The organism is Kitasatospora sp. NPDC002227, assembly GCF_040296285.1.
GTDB lineage: Bacteria > Actinomycetota > Actinomycetes > Streptomycetales > Streptomycetaceae > Kitasatospora.
On the sequence record NZ_JBEOWY010000116.1, the window covers coordinates 1 to 3695 of the forward strand.

Sequence of the window (3695 nt, forward strand, 5' to 3'; positions counted from 1 at the left end):
CTCCAGGCCTTCGACATCGCCTTCGACGGTCGCCTCTCCGTCGGCCGCCGGTAACTCACACAACACGAGATACACCAGTCGCTGGACACACCCGAATTCCCTGCTCGACAACGGCCGTAGTCGCGCCATCCGGCCTCGAACGCCCGAGAGGGTCAGACCTTGATCACCTCGACTGCGGGGCCGCAGAGCAGCACCAGGTCTTCGGGGTCGGAGGTGAGGACGGTGACCGGCGGGGGCGCTGTGCGGGCGACGGCCGCGAGGACGGCGTCGATGGCGTACTTGTGCCCGTGGAGGTGGTGGGTGCGGAGCAGGGTGGCGGCGTGGTCGGCGGTCTCCCGGGTGACGTCGTGGACGTCGATGCGGGAGAGGACCCAGGCGATCCGGGCGTGGTGGCCACCCGGACGCCTTCCTCGGCGGCGGCCTGGACCAGGGCTATGACGGTGCGGTCCTTGAGGTAGAGCTTCGAGAGGCCTTCGCTGTCCAGGAGCAGGGTGCCGGGCATCAGGCGGCCGCACCGCCGGTCTGGCGGTGGTCGTGGCGCAGCAGGGCCCGGGCCGCTTCGATCTCGGCGCGGGTGAGTTCGTCGTTGTCGGTCTCGAAGTCGGTGACGATCTCGTGGAGCTTGTCCATGGCGACGCGCTGCTCGAGGGCTTCGGCGATGTAGGCGGAGAAGCCGCCAGGGCCGACGTGGGCCCGGACGGTCTCGGCGAGCTCCTCGGGCAGGCTGATCGAGTACTTCTTGCTACCGCTCATGGTGCCTATCCTACTGGTGGTGGCAATGGCGGCTATGTTCTGAACAGGGCGGTTTGGCCGCCGGCAGTGACGTGGCTGGTGCCGATGATCCGGCCGGGCGAGATGTCGACCTCCTGGTCCTCGCGCATGCGCTTGAGGAGCGGTATGACCTGGGTCGGGCGGTAGACGGTCTCCAGCAGGGTGTACTGCTTGAGGTGGTCGACTGTTCTGCCGGACGAGGCGGTTCGCAGGTGGTCGAGCAGGATGCGGCGAAGAGGGCTGGTGTCGGGTTCGAGCTTGAGGTCGAGGGCCTGCTGGTTGGGGTCCTTGGGGTCGCGGTAGCGGACGCCGGAGGTGGTGTCGACGACCCACATGGCTTCTTTCATTTTCTCGACGCCTCGCGGGTGCCGGGTGCCGAAGATCAGGTAGAGCAGGTGGTTCGATTCGTCGAGCATCTCGAAGACGAGTGTGTGCTGGAACCCGGCGCGGTGGAGGGCGTCGCGGTAGCGGTCGCGCAGATATGCGCCTTTGGCACTGGATGGCTGCTCGAAGACGCCGTGCCAATCCGTTCCACCGAAGAACGCGTCCCCGGTCGCACGATGCCGCTCGTCACCTTCGGTGAACCGCCAGAGGAAGGCAGGTCCGAACGTGACCATCACCTCGTTCTTGGGGTGCGCGGACGCGATCTGTCGGAGGAGGCTGAACGGGACCTTGGGGCCGCCGAATCCGTCCAGCAGTACGAACGCGGGATGGCGGAGGCTTCCAGTGCGGGCGAGTTCCTGCAAGAGGTCCGGATGGCAGCTGCCTTGAGTGATCTGGATGTCCAGTCGGCCGTCAGGGGATGGTGTTGAGCTTTCCGCTGCTGCGATCCGCTGTTCCAGTTCGGCCTTGCATCGCGGATCTTTCTCGACGAGCACCATCTTGACTCGGCCCGAGCTCCGCCGGAGGGTACCGGCGAGCACTTGGTAGGCGATGACGGGTGAGCCGGGTTCGCCGCCGTTGTAGATCCCGGGCCCGGCGAAGCCCTCGGCGTAAGTGACAACGTTGTTGCGGCTCAGGAGGATCGGGGCCCATGCCTGGAGGTAGCGTCGGAGCAGGGCGTGCTTGGCCGCGGTGTGCGGATCACGGTCCCAGGTGACTCTCGTTGCCGTGGCCATGTGTCTCCCCGATGCGGTGAGCCGTCGCTGCCGAACGGAAGGATCACATAATCATCACGCGTGGGCCAGGGGGCGCGCACGGCTCATGGGATCACTGTGGTGAGCTCGCGGCGCTTAGGCATCTCGTCCCAGGTCTGGCCGTGGAGGTCACGGCCGCCAGACTTGGGATTGCGCCCGCCCCACTGCTTGAAGAAGAACGGAACACCCGCTGCGGCACAAGCGTCCCGGATCTCGACCACCCAGTCCGGGTCAATCCGCCGATGCCCGGCCCCGGACTCACCGCCGGCGATCACCCAGCCGATTCCGTCCAGCTCCAGACCTGGCAGCGGTCCGAGCAGAGGCTCAAGGGACAGGAACCGCACAACTGCAGGGACGCCTCGCAGATCGTCGACCCGAGCAAGATGTGCGGTGTTCTCGACGGACACACCCATCCAGAGGTTGTCCGGCCAGTCCAGCCGGTCAGCGACGCGCCGCAACCGCACCGACCGCTTGGTCAGCATCTGGTAGGTGTGCTGCGGCGTCTCGGCGATCACCTGGAACACATCCCGCACGAAGGACAGTGGCACCCGGGCGTGGAACAGATCGCTCATGGAGTTCACGAACACCATCCGCGGACTCCGCCACCGCCGGGGCACGTCCAGGGCTTCCGGGTGCACCGTCAGGCCGAACCCGGGGCCGGACGTCCGGGGATCACCGTCCGCCTGGTATTTCGCCGCGCCCATGGCCTTCAACCGCTTCGCCAGAACGAGCGCATAGCAGTTGTCGCAACCAGCGGAAACGCGGTCACAGCCTGTGGTGGGGTTCCAGGTCGCCTCAGTCCATTCGATGGCGCTTCGATCGCTCACCGGTGACCTCCTGCCGGGCCACCATCGCGGATCGCGGCCCTTCGACTTCTTCCTCTCAACCTAGCCGAACCGAAGCTGACTTGATGGGACGGTCTCGGCGTTCCCGCCCGTGCTTGCGTGAGGGGACAGTCTGCCGAACGCCGGGGGGTGGCCTCGGGGCTCGGGTACAGGGGCCGCCAGCAACACCTGGTCCAGGCTGCCGGCAGTACCGGCGGAACCATCCGTGGGTTCACCTACCTCACCACCCGTCCGGGGAGCGTTCGAAGCGCGCCCACCAGCGGAACTCCGACGTCACCGCGCACAACGCGCGGTGCGCTCATCCACCTCGGAGCTCTCCGCATACCCGACCACCAAGTCACCGCCATTCCACAAGACCTCCTCTGCGAACTCACGATCACCGAGAGCAGGGTCGTGGCCCTCGACAGCCATGACTCCGGACCCGCCTCCCAGCTGCGTTGGTCGACGGAGATATCTACGCTCACGACTGTAAGACGCCACCCCGACGCACGGATTCGGGCAAGCTCACACCATAGTCGCGAGCCCCTGAACTCCGGATTCCTCGGAGGGGCCCGAGAGGCACTGGCCGCGTACGGCGAGCACGATGACCGGATCAAGTCCTATGCCGCCCGCGATTGTTGCTGATCTGACCCCAGTCGGTCACTCTCTGTCAATGGTCAATAGGTGTCGTGCCATGACGAAGGACGGAACGCTCTGCAAGAACCGGGTGAGGCAGGCCAACATTCGCTGCCACCAGCATCAAGGTCTTCCGGCAGGGCGGCGTCCGCCTGAGTTTTCACCCCGGCGGACGAGAAGCACACCACGAGTCAGCCCGACCGTGTCACGGCCCCGCCGCTCCACGGCGCCTCGATGGCGTCCCGTGGAGTGGTGTAGCAGGGATCTTGGTGCAACCCCTGGTCATGAAGCAGCCATCGCGTAACTCTCCGAGTAGGCATGCTCGTTG

Annotated in this window: 3 protein-coding genes and 1 pseudogene; all 4 read right to left on the minus strand. The window is 66.3% G+C overall.

Annotated features, from left to right (window positions below; all coding sequences use genetic code 11):
* Nucleotides 1-152 precede the first annotated feature (152 nt).
* The 4 genes and pseudogenes from ABT095_RS38620 to ABT095_RS38635 all read right to left on the minus strand — a co-directional run bounded on the left by ABT095_RS38620 (nt 153) and on the right by ABT095_RS38635 (nt 2734).
* Nucleotides 153-502: pseudogene (locus ABT095_RS38620) on the minus strand (DNA-binding protein).
* Nucleotides 502-753, minus strand: coding sequence for a hypothetical protein (locus ABT095_RS38625; RefSeq protein WP_350534316.1), 252 nt, complete (start codon nt 751-753; stop codon nt 502-504). Before ABT095_RS38625 ends, ABT095_RS38620 begins: the two are co-directional and overlap by 1 nt.
* A gap of 32 nt (nt 754-785) precedes the next feature.
* Complete coding sequence (locus ABT095_RS38630) at nt 786-1889, minus strand: three-Cys-motif partner protein TcmP (RefSeq protein WP_350534317.1); 1104 nt, start codon at nt 1887-1889, stop codon at nt 786-788.
* An 83-nt stretch (nt 1890-1972) separates the two neighbouring features.
* Nucleotides 1973-2734: a DUF5131 family protein gene (locus ABT095_RS38635; RefSeq protein ID WP_350534318.1), complete on the minus strand. Its 762-nt coding sequence runs from the start codon at nt 2732-2734 to the stop codon at nt 1973-1975.
* Between the last annotated feature and the right edge of the window lie 961 nt (nt 2735-3695).

Bases quoted from the DNA above. Each gene is read 5' to 3' on its own strand.
- ABT095_RS38625 (WP_350534316.1), bottom strand. From the start codon at position 753: ATGAGCGGTAGCAAGAAGTACTCGATCAGCCTGCCCGAGGAGCTCGCC.
- ABT095_RS38630 (WP_350534317.1), bottom strand. From the start codon at position 1,889: ATGGCCACGGCAACGAGAGTCACCTGGGACCGTGATCCGCACACCGCG.